Raw genomic sequence first — 21,053 nt, 5'->3', positions numbered from 1 at the left:
GCATGCAAGTAAAAGCAAATGATAAAATTGATACCTTTCAAGATCTTGTTAGGATTCTCAAATCTCATCCTGAATGGCTTGAGGAACTAAGACAACTTATTTTGACTACTGAACTCTTAGAGCTACCAAAAAAATTCGAACAATTCTTAGTAAATGAATTCAGACCTTTAAAGAAAAAAGTTGATACTCTGGAACAAGATGTGGCGGGGCTCAAACAAGATGTAAAAATATTAAAAGATGATGTCGGAATTCTTAAAGGTGACATGTTTGAAATAAAATTAAAAGATAAAGCACCTTCACGTTTTGGTAGTATTATAAGAAGATGTAAGGTTTTAAATCCTGAAAAATATGTTGAAATACTGGATGATGCCCTCGATGAAAACAAAATCAATTTTGCTGAAAGAGAGGATGCTCTTGATGTTGATCTTGTTGCAACAGGTGTTCTTACAAAAGATCCTACAAAAAAAGTTTTACTAATTGCAGAAGCCTCTGTAAAGGCTGATAAAAAGGATGTAGAAAGAGCTTATAAAAGAGCCCAAATTTTTAAAAAAGCCTCTGATATTGAAACATTAGCTGTTGTAGTTTGTAAAGAAAAAACACAGGGTGCCATAAAAAAAGCTCAGGAACTGGGTGTAATTTTAGTAGATGTTTTACGCTGATCTTCATATTCATTCTAAATTCTCCCGTGCAACAAGTAAAGACATGTCTCTTGAAACAATTGAACAATGGGCTCAACTTAAAGGTATAAAATTAATCGGAACTGGTGATTTTACCCATCCACAATGGCTAAAGGAAATTGAATTAAAACTTAATGAAGAAGGGAATGGACTTTTAACTCTAAAAAAAGAGTATCGACTTGATGTTCCCGATTCCTGTAAAGAAGAAATATTTTTCATCCTTTCCTCTGAAATAAGTTGCATTTATCAAAAAAATGGCAAACTCAGAAAAATTCATCTTGTTATTTTATCTCCTTCTTTAAAAGATGCTACAAAGATAAATTATGCTTTATCTCAAATAGGAAGTCTTGGTTCAGATGGAAGACCTATTCTCGGAATCGATGCAAAGGAAGCGATGAAAATCATCCTTGAGATTTCACCTGCTACAATGATTATCCCAGCCCATGCATGGACTCCCCATTTTTCAGTTTTTGGTTCCCAGTCAGGATTTGACAGCCTTGAAGAATGCTTTGAAGATTTAACTCCTTATATATATGCAATAGAGACAGGGTTAAGTTCTGACCCACCAATGAACTGGCGTCTTAGTGAACTTGATAAAATATCCCTTATTTCAAATTCTGATGCTCACTCGCCAGCTAAAATTGGCAGAGAAGCGAATATTTTTGATATCGAATTGGATTACAAGACAATCACTGAATCAATAAAAACAGGCAAAGGATTTCTTGGTACTGTGGAATTTTTTCCTGAAGAGGGAAAATACCATTATGATGGACATAGAATTTGTGGAGTAAGGCTTTCACCAAAAGAATCAATAAGAAGAAACTATTTATGTCCTGTATGTGGTAAAAAGGTTACTATTGGCGTTATGCACAGAGTTGAAACATTGGCAGACAGACCTGAAGGATTTAAACCTTCAAAGACTCTTCCATTTAAATCCATTATTCCTTTACCTGAGATAATTGCTGAAATAAAAAATACCTCTACACAGTCTAAATCAGTTTTTGATACATACATGAAGATTCTTTATAAATTTGGAAGCGAATATGCTATACTTTTACATAAAGATTTAACAGAAATTGAAAAATTTGATTCAAAGCTGGCAGAAGGAATTGATCGAATGAGAAGTGGAAAAGTTTTTGTAGAAGCGGGATATGATGGAGAATATGGCAAAATAAAAGTATTTGGGGAACCTGCCAAATCTAACTTTAAAGGACAAACAATTCTCTTTTAAATGAAGCTTAATAAAAACCAAAAAATAGCCTCAGAAAGTTCAAATAAAATCTGCTGTGTTTTGGCTGGACCTGGAACAGGGAAAACACTAACCATTACAGCAAAAATACTTCATCTTTTAAATGAAGGAATCAATCCAGATGAAATTGCTGCGATTACTTTTACACAAAAAGCAGCAGTTGAAATGAAACAGAGAGTTATCAATAGTTTACAGAAAAAAGAAAATTTACCTTTTATTGGAACCTTTCATCTTCTATGTTTAAGACTTTTAAGAGAGTTCTTACCAGAAAAGGAAAAACACTTTCAAATATGCACCAGAGCAAAACAAAGAGAAATAATTTCTTCTTTAAATGAAAAAAACATCGATAAAATTATTGAAAAAATAACAAAATTCAAAAATACAAACACCCCATTTGATGAAAAGACTTTAATTGTTTATGAAAAATATGAAGAAAAAAAGAAGGAACTTAATCTTTTTGACTTTGATGATCTACTTTTGAAGACTTTACAACTTATAAAGAATAAACAAATTCCTCCTCTTTTTTCTTACATTATTGTTGATGAATTTCAGGATATAAACAAAATTCAGTATGAACTTATAAAAGGACTTCTAAAAAAAGAAGGGTCTCTTAGTATATTTGGTGATCCTGATCAGGCTATCTACTCTTTTCGGGGATCAGAAATTGATCTTTTTTTGAATCTTCCTAAGGATTTTCCAGATTTAACTCTTATAAACTTATCTCTTAATTATCGTTCTCAGGCAAATATAATAGAAGCTTCAAATAAATTTATCACTGCCAATACTAAGCGATTTTCAAAAAGAATTGAGCCTACAAAAGAAAAAAAATCTCTAATAACTCTTTTCGAAGTTGAAGATGAATACGAAGAAGCAAAAACAATTATCAAAGAAATAAAATCAAGACTTGGCGCAACAGATTTTACAGAACTTTATGAAAACAAAGAAGAAACTCAATATAGCTTTTTAAGTTTTGCTGTCCTTACAAGAACAAACAATCAGTTAAAAATTATCAAGGATTTTTTGGCTAAAGAAGGAATTCCTGTTAAAACAATAATAAAAGATCCAGAATCTTGGACATCATCTTTCATAAAAAAACTTACGGAAACTATGTATAGCCAATCAAAAAAATTAATTTCTAATATACCATTGTTTGAATTTCTCCAGTCTTCTAATATATATAATGGACTGACAGATACAGAAATTTCTATGTTAAACAATATGGCTAAAACATACCATAATGGAAAATTAATAGAACAGATTCAAGCATTCATTGATGAACTTTCTGGACTAACACCTTTTGACTTATTTCCAGAAAACCTGAATGCAGTAAGCCTTCTTACTCTTCATTCTGCTAAAGGTCTTGAATTTCCTATTGTTTTTATTGCAGGGTTTGATGAAGGTTTAATACCATACACAATTTCTAATACAGATATAGAAGAAGAAAGAAGACTTTTTTATGTTGGAATGACACGAGCAATGGATGATTTAATACTTATCCATGCTAAGCAAAGATTTATAAATGGGAAAAAAATGTCGCTTTCTGTTTCCTCTTTTTTAAAAGATATTCCCGAGGAATATATAAAAATAAAAAAAGTCCGGTCAACACAGACCGGACCAAAGCAGAAAGGACTATTTTAAGCTTCTATTTTTGTTCCAAGAAGTTCTAAAAACTTCCTAATCCACTCAGGATGAGCAGGCCAGGCAGGAGCAGTTACAATATTCCCATCAACGCAGGCATTTGAAAATGTTTCATTTACATCACACCACTTCCCACCGGCAAGTATGATTTCTGCTTTTACTGCTGGATAAGCAGTAAGAGTTCTTCCTTTTATTACATTTGCAGCTGTTAAAAGCTGAATTCCGTGACAAATGGCAGCTACGGGTTTTCCTGATTCTACAAAATGTTTTACTATATCCAACACCCTATCATTAAGTCTCAAGTATTCAGGGGCTCTCCCTCCTGGAATAATTAAAGCATCATATTTTGCAGGGTCAACCTTTTCAAAATCTGCATTTAACATAAAATTATGGCCTCTTTTTTCAGTATAGGTCTGATCTCCTTCAAAATCATGGACTGCTGTTTTTACGGTATCTCCTGCCTTTTTCCCAGGACATACTGCATGAACAGTGTGTCCTACCATTTTAAGCATCTGAAATGGAACCATTGCCTCATAATCTTCTACGAAATCTCCAAGGAGCATTAAAATTTTTTTAGGCATACTCCACCTCCTTAATTTTTTGTTTATTTTATTATAAAATTTTTATGTTAAGATATTGTTAAGTTTTATGAATGCGGGTAATCAAATAAAAAAGACATTGGCAGATTTACAGGATTTCTACCTGCTTTCAATAAACTCTATTTTAAAACTTTTTAAAAGACCTCTTTACTTTGATGATATAATTGAGCAGATGGAATATGCAGGCTCTGCATCTGTTTTCATTGTTTCTTTGGTATGTCTTTTTGTAGGAATGGCATTAAGTCTACAATTAAGTGCTGAACTTAGCGGACTTGGATTAAAAATGTATACAGGTAAAATCGTAGGGATTGCGGTAATTAGAGAAATCGGACCTCTTGTAACAGCATTGGTTTTCATCGGTAGAGTTGGTGCTGGACAGACTGCAGAAATTGGTTCAATGATTCTTGGACATCAGATTGACACATTAAGAGTTTATGGTATTGACCCAATTAAAAAAGTTGTAATTCCAAGGGTTATTGCATCAGTGGTGATGCTACCCTGTCTTACAATAATTGGAGATCTTGTATGTCTTATTGGAGGCTACTACATAGCAGTTTTTGTGAGCAATCAGAGTGGTTCCTTTTATTGGTCAAGCATTATTGAAGAATTAACCTTTCAAAATGTTTTTTCAGGCACTATCAAACCCTTTATATTTGGATATCTTATATCTTGCATAAGTTGTTTTTACGGACTTACAACTCGTGGAGGTGCAAAAGGGCTCAGAACATCAACAACTAAGGCTGTTGTTATCTCAATTATAACAGTAATTGCAACAGATTTTATACTTACAAGAATTTTATTTTATGCACTAGGATTCAATGTATGATAGTATTCGACAATGTTTGGTTTTCCTATGGAGACAGAGAGGTTCTAAAAGGAATCAGTTTTACAGCAAACTTTGACGAAAGAATAGCAGTCCTTGGTGAAAGCGGTGGAGGAAAAACAACAATTTTAAAATTAATCTTAGGCTTAATCAGTCCAGATAAAGGAAAAATTATAATTGATGGTGTTGATATAACTCAATTAAATGAAGAAGAACTTATTCCAATAAGAAGAAAATTTAGCATAGTTTTTCAAGAAGGTGCTCTTTTTGATTCTTTACCTGTAAAAGAAAATGTGGCTTTTTTCATGAGAGAACTTTTAAAACTTCCCGATGAAGAAATTTATCGACGAGTAAGAGAGTTACTCCGACGTGTTGGAGTTGAGGACGCAGAAGAACTTATGCCTGAGGAGTTAAGTGGTGGAATGCACCGCAGAGTAGCTATTGCTCGTGCTTTAGCAGTTGGCAAGACAAAGATGTTTCTTTATGATGAACCAACAGCAGGATTAGACCCTATAAATTCTGAAAGAATTATGACTCTTATTAAAGATCTTGCAGACAAAGAAAATATAGGATTTATGATAATAACACATGTTGTATATGTAGCCTGGCAACTCTGCAATCGTTTTATCTTTCTTAAAGAGGGGCAAATTGTCTTTGACGGCAACAAAGATGAACTTATTAAAAGTAATATTTCTGCTGTTAAAGATTTTATAAAGGAACTTTTTTTCAGAATTTAATATTTTTTGTTTATAAAAATCTCTTTACGAAAATTTGTATCTAATTAGCAACATAAATCTTCTCTTAGGAATCATATAAAAAATTTTCTTTTTAAGTTTAATTAATTTTTTATTGACAAATGAAAATGATTTTCATTAATATAAAGAATAATTAATTTGGGGAGGTGATTAAATATGCTTTGTTGTGACAGAACAGGACCTTTTGGAGCAGGTCCAAAAACAGGTAGAGGATTTGGATATTGTGGACGTTTTAATGCCTCAGGATACATGAATTCTGAACCAGGTAGAAGTTTAGGAAGAGTTAGAGGATGGAGATGTTCTGGATTGTTTAGAGGTTTGAGAAGAAGATTTAGAGGCTTTTGGAGAATGCCATTTTTTGAAGAAGCCCCTTTTAGAGAAGAAGCTGAACTACTTAAGCAGGAGGCAGAAATTCTAAGGAAAAATCTTGAAATAGTTGAAAAACGCTTGAGCGAAATTGAAAAGGAGAAGTAATCTCAAACCGGAGGCTTTGCCTCCGGTTAATTTTTTTGGAGGGATAGAAAATGAAAAGAATTGCAATTCTATCATGTAAGATGATTAGAGAACAAAATTTATGTCCTGGTGATGCAAAATGTCTTGTAGCTTTTTCCCGCAAAGAAGGTGAATTTGAAAGATACAAAAATGAGGATGTTGCTATTGTTGGAATTATGGATTGTGGTGGCTGTGAAGGAAATAAAACAAGAGCAATATGCAGCCTTCTTCTTTTAAAAACTCAGCTTTCTGCCTTAAAAGAAAATATAGATGCCCTTCATATTGGAACATGTATGATAAAGTTTTGCCCAAGAAAAGACGACATCATCGCAGCAGTAAAAGAAAAAGCAGGAATTGAAATTATTGAAGGAACTCATAAGTATGCACCACCAACAATTTTTGGAATTTAAATAAAATTTAATAAAAAATCAGGAGGCTTAAAATGAAAGTTGCAATAGCAACAGAAGGAGATTTTGTTGCTCATCATTTTGGAAGATGTCCAGGTTTTACAATATTTGATATCAAAGATAGTGAAATTTTAAGCAAAAACTTTATTGAAAATCCTGGTTATAAAGCTCATCAACCAGGTGCTGTTCCAATGTTTCTGAGAAATCAGAATGTTAATTGCATTATTGCAGGAGGCATGGGTCCAAATGCAGTTATGAATCTTCAAGCTTTTGGGATAAAAGTAATTGTTGGAGTTACAGGAAAAGTTGAAGAAGTAATTGATAAATTTATCAAAGGTACACTAACTGATGGCGAAAGCATTTGTGATCATGGTGATCATGAGTGCAAACATTAAACCTTAACACCGCCTAAATTAAGTAATAGACACAAGTAAAATTTATTATCAAATTGATAAATTGTATATTTTCCTACTATTTAGTAAACAAAGATGTATCAACAGAAAGAATAAAAGAAGCTTTAAGGAGCATAACATTTACAGAGTTTAGTATAGATGGCAAGGAATACTATTTAAAGAATAAGATGGATAAGATAGGAAAGACTCTATTTAGGGCATTAAAAATATCAGAACCAGCCCATATAACAGCCAAGGAAGAATTCGGAATCTAAAAATACAGGAAAAATCAAAGAATTACCCATCTTGTTGTATAAAAATTTACATTTTTAAAAAATAAAATTCAATTTTTTCAATGACTTACAAGATTAAATTGATAAACTCAGTAAAAGCAGGCATGCCCTATTTGACATTTTCAAAAGACAAATTGGCAAACAAAATTATTTGAGATTAACTTCTACCATATGGACTGAACAAGATATGCATGGATCATAGGCTCTTACGAGCATCTCGAGTGCAAGTGTTATTTCTTCCTGAGACTGATTAATAATTTCTGGAATAAGTTTTATCATATCAAGCTCTATATTGTGGGTATTCTGATTTGTTGGTATAACACAGTTTGCGTTTTTAAAAACTCCTCTTTCATCAATTTCATAATGATGAATTAAAAGTCCACGAGGGACTTCAACTGCTCCCACACCCTCTCCAGCACGCTGTGGTAAATTGCCATTCTGATTTAAGTCTGGGACAACAATCTCATCATAGTTAATACCTTGATGCCAGAGTTTTTCTATAATTTGTATAGCATCCTCTATACAATGAACACACTCAACAATCTGAGCAACTGTGTTTAGATAGGGATTTATACATTTTGGCTTTAAATTCAATGCATTAGCAGCTTCCTTTGCTTTTGGATGAAGCTTTTCTGAATTAAGATTAAATCTTGATAAAGCACCAACTGCATAAGAATCCCTGTGCCATTTTGTTCTTTTTGCAGAAGCATAGGGCACAATGAATTCATTTGTAACATTTTTATATTCATATTTGCTTACCCTATATCCATCTGTTGAGCCTATATCTCCATAAAGAAGAGGATATTCATCTTCATCATTTACTAAAGCCACATATTCAGTATCTCTTTCAAACTCAGGAAATTTTAGCTTACTGAATAGTTCTACCGTTGTTTCCATATCTTTTCTTAATTCTATAAGTCTCTTACGCATTTCCTCAAGGTCATTGTGGGAAGGAAGCTTTGTAAAGCCTCCAACAACTGCACTTATTGGATGAACATGTCTTCCTACAAGAATATCGCAAAGTTCGTTACATAGTCTTTTCATCTTCAAAGCACGCCTTACAACATCCTGATGACTTTTTATTAGAGGAACAAAACTTGTTACTCCTAAAAGGTCAGGGGCAACAAGAAGATAAATGTGAAGAATATGGCTGTCAAGATGTTCGTAATGAAGCAAAAGTTTTCTTAATAAAGTTGTCTGCTCTGTTGGTTTTATTCCAAGAGCATCCTCTGCTGATTGAATTGATGCCAAGGTATGTCCACAAGCACAAATTCCGCAGATTCGCGATGTAATGTGTGGTGCTTCAAAGATTGAGCGACCTCTTAAGAAAGCTTCAAAAAATCTTGGAGATTCAACAATCTCAAGCCTACATATTGCTATCTTTCCGTCCTTCACTTCAACAGTAATATTTCCGTGACCTTCAACTCTTGTTAGATAATTAACATTAATACTAATATTTTGACTCACTGCTTATCCAGCTCCTTACATTTGTTATACATATCAATTTTCTTCATAAGAAAGTCTTCAGGAATTTTATAATTTTTTAAAACTTCTTTAAATCCCTCAATATTTGGATTTATTGTAAGTCCCCTACAACCATAGCAAATATTTCCATTGTTTATACACCAGGAATTACAACCTGCTTTTGTAACAGGACCCATGCAGGTAAGTCCTCTGTCATACATGCATACATTTTCATTAAGCTTACATTCAACACATACAGGATATTCAGGAACATAATAAGGGATTCCCTGTAAAATGGATTTAAGAACCGTAACAAACTCCGGGATATAAATTGGACAACCATTTATAAAATAGTCTACCTTTACAACCTGATGCACTGCCTTTGTATGAATTGTTGGGAAAAATTTATAGAACTCACCATATACATATCTTCCGACTTCTTCAAGCTGAAAGGAGTTTTTCATTCCATTTACTCCACCAATTGTTGCACAAGAACCAAGAGCTACGAGTATTTTGCTCCTTTCCCTTATTTTTTTAATCCTTTTTACAGCATGTTCATCAGTAATACTTCCTTCAACAAAGGCAACATCAAATTCACCATCCCATTTTTCAGACATAACCTCTCTGAATTCAACAACCTGAATGATATCAAGAACATCAATTAAAAGCTCTCCAATATTTGCAACCTGAAGCTGACATCCTTCACAGCAGGCAAAATCAAAAAAAGCAACCTTTGGTTTACTCATTACAATGCCTCTGCCATATCCATTATTTCTTTAAAGGTAAAAACAGGACCATCCTTACAGCAATAAAGATTTTGAATCTGACATCTTCCACATTTTCCCATGCCACATTTCATATGTCTTTCAAAGGAAAGAAGAATCTGGTCAACAGGTAGTCCCTTTGCAAGTAACTCTTTTATTACAAATTTATACATGATTGGTGGACCTACAACTGCTGCATAAGTTCTTAACGGATCAATATCAACTCCTGGGATTAGAGAGGTTATCAATCCAACATTTCCTTTCCAATCAGGATCCGCTCTGTCAACAGTACAGGCAAAATGAAGATCCATTCTTCTTCTCCATTCCTCTATCTCATCAACAAAAAGAAGCTCCTTAGGAGTTTTGCATCCCAAAAGCATATGAATTTCTCCAAAATCTCTACGATTGTCAATTGCATAAAGGATAAGTGACCTAAGAGGTGCTAATCCCAACCCTCCTGCAATAATTAAAAGGTCATGTCCCTCTATCATTTTAATTGGAAATCCGTTTCCATAGGGACCTCTGACTCCAATAATGTCACCAACATTTAATCTATGAAGAGAATTTGTTACTTTTCCAACAGCTCTTACACATATTTCAAAATAGTGTCTGTTTAAAGGCGAAGAACAAACTGAAATCGGAATCTCTCCTATTCCAGCAAGAGATACCATTATGAACTGTCCAGGTTCAAAATCAAGCCATGAAAGGTCTTCAAAAACAATTTTGAAAAGTTTTTCTTTTTCAGTAAGGGACTTTATGTCTAAAATTTTAGCTCTTTTTACATTGTATGGAGAATCTTTTATAACCACTTTCGCCATATCTTTGCCTCTGATTCCTTAATTAATGATGTAAGAACTTCCTTTAAATTAATTTTTGCCATGCATGTACGGGAACATCTTCCACAGCCTGTGCAGAAAACCATACCATAACGGTCAATGTGATAACGGAATTTTCTGTAAAAGCGATGTCTTTGTCTTGCAGAACGCTCTTTGCGAAAATCTATACCACCTGCAACTTTTGCAAATGGGTCAAGCTGACAGGAAAACCAGATTCTGTATCTTTCTCCTACTTTAAGAGTCAAATCAACATCATCTTTTATGTCAAAACAATAACAGGTAGGACATACAGCTGTGCAGTTACCACAACTAAGGCACTTTTGTTCTAATTCTTTCCATACTGAAGCATTAAAGGAGCGATCAAAGAGATCTGGAAGATATCTTCTTTCAGTTGGAACTTCATTGTTAAATATTTTTAATTTTTGAGCTCTCAGGTTTCTAAGCTCTTCTATGTTGTTGTCCTTTGCTGGCTTAAAAATTCCTGTTTTTTCAATAATATCTGTTCCCTTTGATGAATGAATATGGACAATAAAGTAATCCCCGAGGTCTGTGAACATTAAATCATAACCAGTGGTAGGAATGTGAGCTCCCACAAAAGAACAACTTGCGTATTCATCACAGTAGTCATTACATTCAAGTCCTATTATGGTGATGTGCTTTTTTCTTATAAGATAGGCTGTATCTTTTGGTTTATCAGAAAGTACCATGTTGAGACATTTAATACCAGCAATATCACAAGTGTGAACACCGAAAAGGACTAAATTTTCATATTCTACAATAGGTTCTACTTTTAATTCATTATTTACATCAAACTGTAAAATTGTTTCTCTCTGTGGCATAAAATATTTTTTCGGTGGAATTATGGTGGGAATGTATTTAAGGCTTACTTGTTCTGCAGATTTTATTTCCTGAAAAATATAATTTTTAAATCCTTTATAAACGGGTGCTACAACTTTTGAAAAAGTTATTAAGGAGTTTATAAAATCATCAAATTTTGATTTTTCAATTATCCTATATTGTTCAATTTTCATTTATGCCCCAAAAAGTAATAAAGTAAATCATTATAGTTTTTTTAAAATTAATTTGTCAACAGACGGCATAGGGTAACCGTATTAATTTTATTAAAAAGACTAAGATTAGAAAAGAGCTAAATAAGACAATATAAAAAAGGGAGAGGGAAAAAATCCTCTCCCTTAAGTATTAGTCTAAAAGAATTTTCTGTGCTTCCTCCATATCAGCTTCCATTACATAAGGAATTCCTGTTACTTCGGAAGCTTCTTTTGTAAGTGCTACAATATCGTTTCTGTCAAGATATTCAATGGAGAACTTTCTTGCACCAGCCATGAGTTGTTTGAGTCCAAGAATTAGTCTGTCAACAAAGGTGTACATGGCAATCGCACCCCATGGAAGTTTTTTAAAGGCTTTTCCGTATTTATTTTTTAAAGTTTCTGAAGTGATGAATATTTCCTCTACTGTTGAACCATACTTGCTAATATCAGCTGGTAACTTTCCATCCTCTGCCCATTTTTGAATATGTTTTCCTACAAAAGCTGGAATCATGAGAGCTCTACCCATACAAACTGCCTTAAAATAGGGAGCACCAAGTGAAAGAGCTTTAAATATATGATCTTCAAGAGAAAAACCACCGGCTATTGCAAGATCTGGCACATATTTTTTCTTTTCAGCAAGCTGTTTTGCAAAGTTATAAGCAATAGATTGTAAATAAATAGTTGGAATACCCCATTCATTCATCATTCTCCATGGGCTCATTCCTGTTCCTCCACCGGCACCATCAATTGTAACAAGGTCAATTCCTGCATCTGATGCAAAGCGCAAGGCTCTTGCCAGATCTGTAATTCTGTATGCTCCTGTTTTCAATGATAAAAATTTTGCACCAGCTTTTCTATAATGCTCTACAGATTTCAGGAAATCTTCATAATTTACCATACCAAGTCTTGAATGTCTCTCAAACTCCTTAAATTCTCCTGCCTTGTAAGCTTTTTGAACAACGGGGTCTTCAGGGTCTGGAAGAACTATATAGCCTCTTTTCTTTAATTCAAGAGCTCTTTCAAGACTTTTAAGTTTTACCTCTCCTCCAATATTTTTTGCTCCCTGACCCCATTTAAGCTCAATGCAGGTAATCCCTAATTTTTCTATTGCATACTCTGCAGAAGCAAGCCTTGTATCTTCAACATTTTGTTGAAGAATTATTTCACCGTAACCATCATACCAATCTTTAAAAAATTTTACTCTTCTTTCCATTTCAGGAGATTTAACAACTTTACCATCCTTAAACTCTGCCTTAGGGTCCATTCCAACAATATTTTCACCAATAACAATTATGATTCCAGAAATAGCAGCACCAATTGCTAATCCTTCCCAGTTGTCTTTTGCAATATCTGTAGAACCAAGAGCACCTGTAAAAATAGGAATTCTTAATTTAATTTTATAATCTTTGCCAATCTCTCTCTCTGTGTTAACTGCAGGAAATGTTGCTTTGTCTGGATCAGCTTCTACTCCAATAGCTCCAACACAGGTTCCCTGAATGTTCAAGTGAGAATAATCTACTGGATATTTTTTCGTAGCACCTGCTGTAACCTTTCCAAAAGGACTTGGATAAAGAACTTCTCTGCCTCTGAAAGACGACTTTCCAACTTCACAAAAACCTGGGCATCCATCAAGACATACTGAACAAATTCCCGAATAAGGTGCTGGATCAGAAACTCTGTTACGAGTTCCTGTTGCTGAACTTGCATTTGGTTGTCCTGGAATAACGCTCATGATTAACCTCCTTAATGTTAATTAATACTAATTTTAAATTCTTAAAAATTTAGCAATACTAAAACAAATTGACAAAAAAATACAATCTACTCCTTCGCCAGATTAAATAAGCCTAAAAACTACATATTGATTTTATTAATAAAATCTCAGTATTCTCACCCCCTTTGTTTTCTAACTTTAAAGATACTGCTTTTCTTAGATAGAGACCATCTCCTGTCTGGAGATTGAAGTTAGAATTCCCGATATTTAAAAATACTTTACCTTTTAAAATATATATAAAATTAGGCTCTAATTCGTAAAAAAAATCCTGCCTAACTGATTGACTGGTTTCTTCTCCTTTAAATTTAACTAAAAATGCCTTTAATTCTTCATCTGAAACAATTTTATAAACACTTATAACTGAATTTTTTTTATAAAGTTGAGATAATGTTTTTTCCCTTTTGATTATACATAAATCTTTCTCAAATACTTCATTCAATAAGTCGCTTATTTTAACACCAAGGGCATTACAAATTTGTATGAATGAAATAATAGATGGAACTATTTGATTATTCTCAATTTGAGAAATTGAACCAGGGGTGAGATTAACCTTTTGAGCTAATTCCTTCTGGCTCATATTTTTTAAAATCCTTAATTCTCTAATTTTTGAACCAATATCAAAGGGAAAATCCTGCTCCTGTGATTTAATTATAATATCCCCATTCACAAACTCATAGGTATGTGGTTTAAAGGCTTCACGATTTGCTCTTCTTGAAAGCTTCAATGCCTTTATAAAAAACTTTTCTTTTCTTCTATATAGCTCTAATACCACCTGAGTAATATGTCTTAAATTTGCTTTGAATTTTTGGCTATGAGCATCTTTTTCTAAAATCCAGTAAGCAACACTATCAAGGTCAAAAAGTCTTGGACACATATATGTAAAAAATCCATAAGTAGCGGTTTCATCTCTTAAAAAATCTTGCATACCTGTAAGACTATCAAAAATATATACTGGTAAAGATTTTATTCTATTTTCCACAGAATTTATTGCACTAATCAATTCATCTAAATTAGATGGGTTTAAAACTTTAATAATATCAAACTGTTCTGGTTTCTCACTGTAAGACTTTAAAAAAGTTATGTCATTTTTCCCCTTTCCTGATGTAAAACAGTCAATAATATGAAAATTTTTATTAACATATCCTCCATATTCCTTTAAAAGGCTTTGTACAGATTTATTAAAGTTGATATAAACTACCTCTCTTGATTCCTGTATTGATTTTTCAACAAACTTTTTAATAAAAATATCATAAAAAGTTCCTGCATCAACTTCCCAGACAACATTATCTCCTAAGTAAAGATAATCAATGAGTCTATCAAGTCCTATTATGCCTGAAGATATTTTTTGCACGGTAAACGGTTACCTCACAGTTTTAGACTTTAAAATATTAGCGTATTTTTTGTCAATTCTGAGGGAACAATGTTTTATTAATGAGATTATTTTTTGAGGAATGTGGACTAATTGACATTAAAAAAATTTAATGATAAAATTACTGAAAAAAAGGAGTTTAAAATGTTATATCTAATTCCATTAATTATTTTTATTTTAGTCCTTTTATGGCTAATTTTTACTTATAATAAACTCGTTAGATTAAAAATCATGACCGAGCAGGCTTGGTCTGATGTGGATGTTCAACTAAAAAGAAGACATGACCTTATCCCAAATCTTGTGGAAACTGTAAAAGGATACGCAACTCACGAGAGAAAAACTCTTGAAGAAGTAGTAAAGATCAGGAATACAGCGATTTCAGCAAAAACAACAGAAGAAAAAATAGAAGCAGAAAATATGTTAACTCAGGCATTACGTCAACTTTTTGCTTTAGCAGAAAATTATCCTGATCTTAAAGCAAGTGTAAACTTTCAAGCACTCCAAAATGAACTTGCAAAAATTGAAGAAACAATAAGTATGGCAAGAAGGTATTTTAATGCAGTGGTTCGAGATTACAATACTTCTATATCAATTTTCCCAAATTCTCTTATTGCAGGAATTTTAGGTTTTACCCGTAAAATATTTTTCGAAATGGATGAAACAGAAAGAGTGGTCCCTCAGGTTAAATTTTAAGAGGTAAAATTGAAAAAATTTATATTTGTTGTTGTATTATTCATAATATTTTTCTCTTCTCAATCATGGGCATGGTATATTAAATCCTACGATGTAGAATTAAAAGTTGAGCCAAACAGTGAATTAAAAATTATAGAAAAATTAATCGTTGATTTCGGCTATGACAATAAACATGGAATATATCGTCATATTCCCTTAGATTTTAATGATCCTTCAGGTAAAAAACATAAAATAGAAATCAAAGATATTTTTGTAACAGATCAGAACCTGAATTCCTATCAAACTAAGATTTCTAAATATGGAAATAATTTGAGAATTCGCATCGGAGATCCGAATAAATTTGTAAGCGGAATCCAAAAATACATTATTCGATATAAAGTAAGATATGCCCTTTATAACTTTGGTAACATAGATGAACTTTACTGGAATGCCATTGGAACAGGGTGGGCTGTTCCAATAACAAATGCAACGGCTAAAGTAATTTTACCATTTGATGATAGCTCTATTCAGTTTGCCTGTTATACAGGTGCTTTTGGCAGTATTGGTAAAGATTGTAATATCAATAAAGAGAAAAATGAAATCCTATTTACCCTTACCAAACCTTTATCTGCCCATGAAGGAATGACTGTAGCTGTTGGATGGAAAGCAGGTTTAATAACAATATCTAAAGGACCACCATGGTGGAAAAATCCCTGGATATATACTTTTTTATATATAATTTTATTTTTAAGTTTTATGATATGGTTATGGTGGAACAAAGGACGCGATATCGGAGGAAAAGGAATCATACAAGTTCAGTATTATCCACCGGAAAATTTAACTCCCATTGAAGCAGGAACATTAATAGATGAAAAAGTTGATGCTCGTGACATAGTTGCTGAAATTATAGATCTGGCAAGGCGAGGATATTTAAAAATAATTGAAATTGAAGAATCAAGGTTTTTATTCGGTAAAAAAAGAGATTATATTTTGGAAAAAATAAAAAAATTTGATGATGCTATTCAGAAAAATAACTTTGATCTTCAGATTTTATCAGGCATTTTCGAAAATAAAAGAAGAGTTAAACTTTCAGAACTTAATAAAAAATTCTATCGTTTTATTCCCTTAATAAAGAAAGATATTTTTTCCTCCTTAACATCCAAAGGCTTTTTCTTTAAAAATCCCCTTAATATTAGAAATTCCTATAGTGGGCTTGGAGTAATAATTTTTATCCTAACAATCTGGTTCACAATTGGTTCACAGTTTTTATTTTCCATTTCTCCTTTCCCCTTTTTATTGTCAGGATTAGTCACTGCCTTTAGTCTTTTTATTTTTGGACAGTTTATGCCAAGAAAAACATCCAATGGGACTGAAATGATGGAATACTTAAAAGGTTATGAGGAGTTTATTAGTAGAGTAGAAAAATCTGTAATAGAAAAACTTTTCCCACCAGAAAAAATTCCCGAAGTCTTTGAAGTCACTCTGCCCTTTGCAATTGCCTTTGGAGAAGCTGAGAGGTGGTCAGAAGCTTTTGAAGGATTATTTACTGAACCACCAAGATGGTATGAAAGCAGAGGAAGTTTTTCAACTATTTACTTTGCCAATTCCCTGAATACATTCACAAGTCAAGCAACACATGCGCTTACAACCCAGCCACGCTCCTCATCTTCTGGAAGTAGAGGAGGTGGATTTTCAGGTGGTGGAGGAGGTGGTGGAGGCGGAGGCTCTTGGTAACAGATGTTATTTATTAATAATTTTTACATCTCTCACATATCCCAAAAAATTTAATATCTGATCGTTCAATTGAAAAATTAAATTTATCTATTAGGGATTTTTTAAAATCGAACAGAGGGTCTTCAGTATTTTCAGTATCTATTTCATAATCTATTATTTTTCCACATACTTTACATACAAGGTGATAATGCTCAACTTTTTCCTTCCCAGCAATAAATTCATATCTTGATCTTCCATCCTTGAAATCAAATTCTCTAACAAATCCGAGTTCACAAAGAATTTCAAGGGTTCTATAGACAGTAGCTAACCCTATACCAGGAAGAATTTTTTTTACTTCAAAGAAAATTTCTTCTGCACTAAGATGACCACCCTTAGAGGCAAGAATATCAATAATAGCACCTCTTGTTTGTGTCCATTTTAATCCCCATTTTTTAAATCTTCCCTTACAACCACATCCATGACCAAATGACATTATAAGTTCCTTTGCTTTTTATTTCAATTATAACGAAATAAGATCCTTTTGGACAAATATAAAAAATTAATATTGAACTGAAAGAATATCATTATTTAAAATTTAAATAGATGGGACTAAGAAATTTTTCTTTAACCACAAAATTCACTCTTTCTATCATTTTAATCCTGCTGGTCTTTTGTGTAATTTTTTCCTTTCTTCTTTACTACCATTTAAAACAAAAAGTAATTGAAGATGCCAATGAAAAAACAAAAATAATTTTAACTCAAATAGATGCACTGGGGAGCTATGTAAAGGAGGAATTAAGACCTGCTATTTTTAAACTATTAGAAGAAACAGGACAAAAAGACAGATTTATTATTAAAGGAATGTCAACAACCCATGTAAGACATAGCGTGATGAATAGATTTAATAATAAATTTTCATCATACACTTACAAGAGAGTATCAACAGAACCTATCAATCCAAACCATAAGGCTGATGGAGTTTATCTAAAATTAATTCACTTCTTCAGGAATAATAACGGTAAAGAATTATGGAGTGGAATTTTAAAAGTAGATAATGAAGAAATTCTAATAATGGCAAAACCTGTTATTGTAGAAAATGGTTGTTTAGTGTGCCATGGGAAAATAAAAGATGCACCACAAGCCTTATTAGAGATGTATCCAAGAAGCAGGGATTTTCAGTGGAAAGTAGGTGATATCATGGGAGTAGAGGCTGTTTCAGCACCAATTGCTTCCACGTTAGTAGAAATAAAAGGCATAGCGGTATCAACCTTTTTATTTGGAGCAACCTCTTTAATACTTCTTTTTATAGCTTTACAGGGTATTTTCTGGAATTTTGTCGTAAAACCATTAAAGAATTTAAGCTCATTGTTTAAAGGTATAGTAGAGGGGACAGAACCATTAAATCAAAAAATAGAAGTTAAAACCAAAGATGAAATCGGTGAACTTATTTTTTCTTTCAATCAGATGGCTATACATCTATATGAAGCTCAGGAAGCAACTAAAAAATATGCAGAAACTCTTCAAACAATTTTCGAAGGTATTACCGACCCTCTTGCTCTTGTAAATTCAAATTGTTCTGTAGAAATGACGAACCAAGCTTATAGAAATTGGATAAAAGAACATAGAGCTGCTGTCTTCAATGCTCCTTGCAACTTAGAAAAGCTTGATGCTGACACATTCTGTCCTATTTATTTTCTTAAAAAAGTCATTGAAAATAAAACTCCTCTTTCAGAATTCTGGGAAGGTGAAGATGGAAAACATTATTTTATGCATTTCTATCCAATTTTTGATGAAAAAAATGAGGTAGTAAAGGTTGTCCACTATGTAAAGGATATAACAGAAAGAAGAAAAATTGAAGAACAAATGCGAATTACAGAAAAATTAGCTGCTATAGGTCAACTTTCAGCTGGATTAGCCCATGAAATTAATAATCCATTGGGAGGGATAAAATTATGTTTTAATAATTTAACCTCAACTGAAATGGATGAGGAAACTAGAAAAATTCATATCGAAGTTATAAATAACGGATTAAACAAAATTCAAGAGATAATAAAACAATTACTTGACTTTGCTAAGCAAACAGAATTATTTATATCACCTGCTGACATTAACAATTTAATTGAGAATGTGCTGAAATTAACTGATTATCTAATTTCTAAACATCAAATTCAGGTTGTCAAAAAGTTAAAAACTAACTTACCAAAAATAATGGTTGACCAAAATAAAATAGAACAAGTATTCTTAAACATTATATTAAATGCCATCCAAGCAATGAAAGGAAATGAAAAAATTCTTATCATTGAAACTGATATAAAGAACCAAAACTTTATAATTTCATTTACAGATACAGGACCTGGAATCCCTGATGATATATTACCCAAAATCTTTGATCCTTTCTTTACAACAAAACCTGTTGGACAGGGAACAGGACTTGGACTTTCAGTTAGTAAATCAATAATCGAGCAACATAATGGAAAAATTTGGGTAAAAACTTCTTCAAAGGGAACTACTTTTACAGTAGAACTTCCAATACAACCATGAAAGAAAAAATATTAATCGTTGAAGATGACCTTGCAATGAGAATTGGAATGAGTCATTTTCTTAGTAGTTCAGGATATACAGTAAAAATTTGCGATGATGGATTAAAAGCTCTTTCAATAATTGATTCTGAAAACTTTGATATAGCCATATTCGATCTAAAACTTCCAGGGATGGATGGACTTAGTTTACTTAAAAATATAAAAAATAAATATCCCAATACCGGAGTAATAATCATTACAGCCTTTGCTGAAGTAAAGACTGCTGTTCAGGCAATCAAAGAGGGTGCCTTTGACTATATTGCAAAACCTTTCTCCAATGAAGAGTTACTGCTTACTATTGAGAGATTTCTGAAGTTTCGAAATTTAGAATTAGAAGTAGAATATTTAAGAAAATCTATCGGAAAAAAAGAAGGGTTTGAAGGAATAATAGGTAACAGCCCAGCAATGAGAGAAATTTTTGAAAAAATTCAGGTAATAGCAAAGACTGATGTACCTGTTTTAATTTATGGAGAAAGCGGAACAGGAAAAGAATTAATCGCCGATGCTATACAAAGACTTAGCTTAAGAAAAGGCAAACCTTATATAAAAATAAATTGTGCTGCCATCCCTGAAACATTATTTGAATCAGAACTTTTTGGATATGAAAAAGGAGCTTTCACAGGTGCCACAGAAACAAAAAAAGGAAAACTCGAACTGGCAAACGATGGAACAATTTTTCTTGATGAAATTGGTGACATGCCCTTTTCTCTTCAGGCAAAATTGTTAAGAGTCATAGAGGATGGCTTAGTATACCCTTTAGGTGCTAAAGAGCCTTTAAAAATAAATGTTAGATTTATATATGCCACATCAAAGAATTTGAAGGAATTAATAAAGGCTGAAAAATTTAGGGAAGATCTTTTTTATAGAATTAATGTAGTCCCAATTAATATTCCACCTCTTAGAGAAAGAAAAGAAGACATTCCCTTGCTGATAGAATACTTTGTGGATTACTTTTCAAAAAAATATCATAAATCCAACATTAAAATTTCACCATCAGCATATGAAGCTCTTCTGTCCTATCATTATCCTGGAAATGTAAGAGAGCTAAAACACGCAATAGAGAGAGCTGTACTTTTATCAAAAGATGGAATAATAGATTTAAAAAATCTGCCTGAAGAACTCTCTCATATTAGCTCTTTTGAAACAAATTGTTTTGTAAATAATTTTTCTTTAAAAGAATGCATGGAAAAATTTGAAAAAAATCTTATTCTAAAAACTCTTGAAGAATGTTCATGGAAAAAAACAGAAGCTGCAAAAAAGCTCGGTATAAGTAGAAAGGCACTTTGGGAAAAATTAAAAACCTATGGAGTAGATGATAACGGAGGGGGAGGGATTTGAACCCCCGGTAGGGTGTAACCCTACAGCGGTTTTCAAGACCGCCGCCTTAAGCCACTCGGCCACCCCTCCAAATTTTTTTATTATAACAAATAAATTTTACATTATGCAGTATCTTAAAAATCCCCCAACCCAAAATGAAAAATGGAAATTACAACAAAAATAGGAGTAATATA

At 32.6% G+C, this 21,053-nt stretch carries 21 protein-coding genes and 1 tRNA gene; 13 read left to right on the top strand and 9 right to left on the bottom strand.

Annotated elements, in window-relative coordinates; translation table 11 throughout:
- Window positions 1–2: 2 nt before the first annotated feature.
- From QI155_RS05520 to QI155_RS05510, 3 genes are read left to right on the top strand one after another with little or no spacing between them, the layout of a single operon-like run.
- Complete coding sequence (locus tag QI155_RS05520; protein WP_068858720.1) at window positions 3–659, top strand: hypothetical protein; 657 nt, start codon at window positions 3–5, stop codon at window positions 657–659.
- On the top strand, window positions 646–1,908 hold the full coding sequence (locus tag QI155_RS05515; RefSeq protein ID WP_068858722.1) for an endonuclease Q family protein: 1,263 nt from the start codon (window positions 646–648) through the stop codon (window positions 1,906–1,908). The genes QI155_RS05520 and QI155_RS05515 overlap by 14 nt, the downstream gene beginning before the upstream one ends.
- Window positions 1,909–3,564: an ATP-dependent helicase gene (locus QI155_RS05510; RefSeq protein WP_068858724.1), complete on the top strand. Its 1,656-nt coding sequence runs from the start codon at window positions 1,909–1,911 to the stop codon at window positions 3,562–3,564. It abuts the gene before it with no gap.
- On the opposite strand, the gene QI155_RS05505 is transcribed toward QI155_RS05510, so the two are convergent.
- Complete coding sequence (locus QI155_RS05505; RefSeq protein WP_068858726.1) at window positions 3,561–4,145, bottom strand: DJ-1/PfpI family protein; 585 nt, start codon at window positions 4,143–4,145, stop codon at window positions 3,561–3,563. The two genes, QI155_RS05510 and QI155_RS05505, sit on opposite strands and share 4 nt — an antisense overlap.
- Before the next feature lie 67 nt (window positions 4,146–4,212).
- Between QI155_RS05505 and QI155_RS05500 the strand changes: the two genes are divergently transcribed.
- The 6 genes from QI155_RS05500 to QI155_RS05475 all read left to right on the top strand — a co-directional run bounded on the left by QI155_RS05500 (window position 4,213) and on the right by QI155_RS05475 (window position 7,307).
- The gene (locus tag QI155_RS05500) at window positions 4,213–4,989 is read left to right on the top strand and encodes an ABC transporter permease (RefSeq protein WP_068858728.1); all 777 of its coding nucleotides are present in this window, start codon (window positions 4,213–4,215) and stop codon (window positions 4,987–4,989) included.
- Window positions 4,986–5,723, top strand: a complete 738-nt coding sequence (locus tag QI155_RS05495) for an ATP-binding cassette domain-containing protein (RefSeq protein ID WP_068858729.1) — start codon at window positions 4,986–4,988, stop codon at window positions 5,721–5,723. Before QI155_RS05500 ends, QI155_RS05495 begins: the two co-directional genes overlap by 4 nt.
- 174 nt (window positions 5,724–5,897) lie before the next feature.
- Window positions 5,898–6,215, top strand: a complete 318-nt coding sequence (locus QI155_RS05490) for a DUF5320 domain-containing protein (RefSeq protein WP_068858731.1) — start codon at window positions 5,898–5,900, stop codon at window positions 6,213–6,215.
- Between the two features lie 50 nt (window positions 6,216–6,265).
- Entirely contained in the window at window positions 6,266–6,643 is a 378-nt protein-coding gene (locus QI155_RS05485; RefSeq protein WP_068858733.1) for a CGGC domain-containing protein, read from the top strand.
- Window positions 6,644–6,675: 32 nt separating this feature from the next.
- Window positions 6,676–7,035, top strand: coding sequence for a NifB/NifX family molybdenum-iron cluster-binding protein (locus tag QI155_RS05480; RefSeq protein ID WP_281321252.1), 360 nt, complete (start codon window positions 6,676–6,678; stop codon window positions 7,033–7,035).
- 53 nt (window positions 7,036–7,088) lie between these two features.
- On the top strand, window positions 7,089–7,307 hold the full coding sequence (locus QI155_RS05475) for a hypothetical protein (protein ID WP_281321251.1): 219 nt from the start codon (window positions 7,089–7,091) through the stop codon (window positions 7,305–7,307).
- Window positions 7,308–7,472: 165 nt separating this feature from the next.
- Here the strand turns inward: QI155_RS05475 and QI155_RS05470 are convergent, their stop codons facing one another.
- The 6 genes from QI155_RS05470 to QI155_RS05445 all read right to left on the bottom strand — a co-directional run bounded on the left by QI155_RS05470 (window position 7,473) and on the right by QI155_RS05445 (window position 14,560).
- Window positions 7,473–8,792: a Ni/Fe hydrogenase subunit alpha gene (locus QI155_RS05470; RefSeq protein ID WP_281321250.1), complete on the bottom strand. Its 1,320-nt coding sequence runs from the start codon at window positions 8,790–8,792 to the stop codon at window positions 7,473–7,475.
- Complete coding sequence (locus tag QI155_RS05465) at window positions 8,789–9,535, bottom strand: cytochrome B (protein WP_068861616.1); 747 nt, start codon at window positions 9,533–9,535, stop codon at window positions 8,789–8,791. Before QI155_RS05465 ends, QI155_RS05470 begins: the two co-directional genes overlap by 4 nt.
- Window positions 9,535–10,371 (bottom strand): FAD/NAD(P)-binding protein, encoded by an 837-nt coding sequence (locus QI155_RS05460; protein ID WP_281321249.1) that lies wholly within the window; start codon window positions 10,369–10,371, stop codon window positions 9,535–9,537. Before QI155_RS05460 ends, QI155_RS05465 begins: the two co-directional genes overlap by 1 nt.
- Entirely contained in the window at window positions 10,353–11,420 is a 1,068-nt protein-coding gene (locus QI155_RS05455; RefSeq protein WP_068861618.1) for a 4Fe-4S dicluster domain-containing protein, read from the bottom strand. The genes QI155_RS05460 and QI155_RS05455 overlap by 19 nt, the downstream gene beginning before the upstream one ends.
- Window positions 11,421–11,589: 169 nt before the next feature.
- Window positions 11,590–13,170 (bottom strand): FMN-binding glutamate synthase family protein, encoded by a 1,581-nt coding sequence (locus QI155_RS05450; protein ID WP_068861619.1) that lies wholly within the window; start codon window positions 13,168–13,170, stop codon window positions 11,590–11,592.
- A 112-nt stretch (window positions 13,171–13,282) separates the two neighbouring features.
- Window positions 13,283–14,560: a helix-turn-helix domain-containing protein gene (locus tag QI155_RS05445; RefSeq protein WP_068861620.1), complete on the bottom strand. Its 1,278-nt coding sequence runs from the start codon at window positions 14,558–14,560 to the stop codon at window positions 13,283–13,285.
- Between the two features lie 162 nt (window positions 14,561–14,722).
- On the opposite strand from QI155_RS05445, the gene QI155_RS05440 reads away from it, so the two are divergent.
- Both QI155_RS05440 and QI155_RS05435 read left to right on the top strand, forming a co-directional pair.
- On the top strand, window positions 14,723–15,271 hold the full coding sequence (locus QI155_RS05440) for a LemA family protein (RefSeq protein WP_068861621.1): 549 nt from the start codon (window positions 14,723–14,725) through the stop codon (window positions 15,269–15,271).
- 9 nt (window positions 15,272–15,280) lie between these two features.
- Window positions 15,281–16,984 carry a DUF2207 domain-containing protein gene (locus tag QI155_RS05435; protein WP_281321248.1) on the top strand — a complete coding sequence of 568 codons (1,704 nt, stop codon included), beginning with the start codon at window positions 15,281–15,283 and terminating at the stop codon, window positions 16,982–16,984.
- 13 nt (window positions 16,985–16,997) lie between these two features.
- Here the strand turns inward: QI155_RS05435 and QI155_RS05430 are convergent, their stop codons facing one another.
- Window positions 16,998–17,456: a transcriptional repressor gene (locus QI155_RS05430; protein WP_068861330.1), complete on the bottom strand. Its 459-nt coding sequence runs from the start codon at window positions 17,454–17,456 to the stop codon at window positions 16,998–17,000.
- 110 nt (window positions 17,457–17,566) lie between these two features.
- Here QI155_RS05430 and QI155_RS05425 point away from each other — a divergent pair, with 110 nt between their 5' ends.
- Together QI155_RS05425 and QI155_RS05420 are read left to right on the top strand one after the other, a co-directional pair.
- Complete coding sequence (locus tag QI155_RS05425) at window positions 17,567–19,504, top strand: DUF3365 domain-containing protein (protein ID WP_281321247.1); 1,938 nt, start codon at window positions 17,567–17,569, stop codon at window positions 19,502–19,504.
- Window positions 19,501–20,880 (top strand): sigma-54 dependent transcriptional regulator, encoded by a 1,380-nt coding sequence (locus QI155_RS05420; RefSeq protein ID WP_281321246.1) that lies wholly within the window; start codon window positions 19,501–19,503, stop codon window positions 20,878–20,880. Before QI155_RS05425 ends, QI155_RS05420 begins: the two co-directional genes overlap by 4 nt.
- On the opposite strand, the gene QI155_RS05415 is transcribed toward QI155_RS05420, so the two are convergent.
- A tRNA-Ser gene (locus tag QI155_RS05415) sits at window positions 20,862–20,949 on the bottom strand. The genes QI155_RS05420 and QI155_RS05415 overlap by 19 nt on opposite strands.
- Window positions 20,950–21,053: the final 104 nt, after the last annotated feature.

The sequence above is a fragment of the Thermodesulfovibrio sp. 1176 genome (assembly GCF_029946585.1).
Taxonomy (GTDB): Bacteria; Nitrospirota; Thermodesulfovibrionia; order Thermodesulfovibrionales; family Thermodesulfovibrionaceae; genus Thermodesulfovibrio.
This window is presented reverse-complemented; position numbering and strand designations above follow the sequence as displayed.

What these genes read in the sequence shown, in the direction of transcription:
- QI155_RS05520 (WP_068858720.1), top strand. Translation starts at nt 3, where the DNA reads ATGCAAGTAAAAGCAAATGATAAAATTGATACCTTTCAAGATCTTGTT.
- QI155_RS05515 (WP_068858722.1), top strand. Translation starts at nt 646, where the DNA reads ATGTTTTACGCTGATCTTCATATTCATTCTAAATTCTCCCGTGCAACA.
- QI155_RS05510 (WP_068858724.1), top strand. Translation starts at nt 1,909, where the DNA reads ATGAAGCTTAATAAAAACCAAAAAATAGCCTCAGAAAGTTCAAATAAA.
- QI155_RS05505 (WP_068858726.1), bottom strand. Translation starts at nt 4,145, where the DNA reads ATGCCTAAAAAAATTTTAATGCTCCTTGGAGATTTCGTAGAAGATTAT.
- QI155_RS05500 (WP_068858728.1), top strand. Translation starts at nt 4,213, where the DNA reads ATGAATGCGGGTAATCAAATAAAAAAGACATTGGCAGATTTACAGGAT.
- QI155_RS05495 (WP_068858729.1), top strand. Translation starts at nt 4,986, where the DNA reads ATGATAGTATTCGACAATGTTTGGTTTTCCTATGGAGACAGAGAGGTT.
- QI155_RS05490 (WP_068858731.1), top strand. Translation starts at nt 5,898, where the DNA reads ATGCTTTGTTGTGACAGAACAGGACCTTTTGGAGCAGGTCCAAAAACA.
- QI155_RS05485 (WP_068858733.1), top strand. Translation starts at nt 6,266, where the DNA reads ATGAAAAGAATTGCAATTCTATCATGTAAGATGATTAGAGAACAAAAT.
- QI155_RS05480 (WP_281321252.1), top strand. Translation starts at nt 6,676, where the DNA reads ATGAAAGTTGCAATAGCAACAGAAGGAGATTTTGTTGCTCATCATTTT.
- QI155_RS05465 (WP_068861616.1), bottom strand. Translation starts at nt 9,535, where the DNA reads ATGAGTAAACCAAAGGTTGCTTTTTTTGATTTTGCCTGCTGTGAAGGA.
- QI155_RS05460 (WP_281321249.1), bottom strand. Translation starts at nt 10,371, where the DNA reads ATGGCGAAAGTGGTTATAAAAGATTCTCCATACAATGTAAAAAGAGCT.
- QI155_RS05455 (WP_068861618.1), bottom strand. Translation starts at nt 11,420, where the DNA reads ATGAAAATTGAACAATATAGGATAATTGAAAAATCAAAATTTGATGAT.
- QI155_RS05450 (WP_068861619.1), bottom strand. Translation starts at nt 13,170, where the DNA reads ATGAGCGTTATTCCAGGACAACCAAATGCAAGTTCAGCAACAGGAACT.
- QI155_RS05440 (WP_068861621.1), top strand. Translation starts at nt 14,723, where the DNA reads ATGTTATATCTAATTCCATTAATTATTTTTATTTTAGTCCTTTTATGG.
- QI155_RS05430 (WP_068861330.1), bottom strand. Translation starts at nt 17,456, where the DNA reads ATGTCATTTGGTCATGGATGTGGTTGTAAGGGAAGATTTAAAAAATGG.
- QI155_RS05425 (WP_281321247.1), top strand. Translation starts at nt 17,567, where the DNA reads ATGGGACTAAGAAATTTTTCTTTAACCACAAAATTCACTCTTTCTATC.
- QI155_RS05420 (WP_281321246.1), top strand. Translation starts at nt 19,501, where the DNA reads ATGAAAGAAAAAATATTAATCGTTGAAGATGACCTTGCAATGAGAATT.